Raw genomic sequence first — 296 nt, 5'->3', positions numbered from 1 at the left:
CCTTGAGGCTGGAAACGAAGACCGGGACCGCTGCCAGTCCCTGGGAGCGCAAAGCCTCGGCCAGCGCATCGATCGGGGCGACGTCGGCCGCGAGCAGCATCGAGCGGTAGAAGAGAATAGGGACGACGGGAGCGCCGACCATTGAAAGGTCCGGCTCCTCCGCGACCCCCAATCCAGACTGATAGTAACCGGCCTTCGGCACGCTGACCGGACTGGCGACGGACGTATCCTGTCCAGCCAGGCCTGCCAGCCCCCGAACCAGCGCGCTCATATTGGCCGGGCCGCCCTCTCGGAAA

Annotated in this window: 1 protein-coding gene; it reads right to left on the bottom strand. The window is 66.6% G+C overall.

Going from position 1 to position 296, the window contains the following annotated elements; genetic code table 11:
- Positions 1-296, bottom strand: a 296-nt coding sequence (locus EN807_RS34510; RefSeq protein WP_135938085.1) for a cobaltochelatase subunit CobN, incomplete at both ends; no start/stop codon positions are given.

Source organism: Mesorhizobium sp. M5C.F.Ca.ET.164.01.1.1, assembly GCF_004792125.1.
Taxonomy (GTDB): Bacteria; Pseudomonadota; Alphaproteobacteria; order Rhizobiales; family Rhizobiaceae; genus Mesorhizobium; species Mesorhizobium wenxiniae.
The sequence above is the reverse complement of the archived record's forward strand: the minus strand, read 5'-3'. Positions and strand labels throughout refer to the sequence as shown.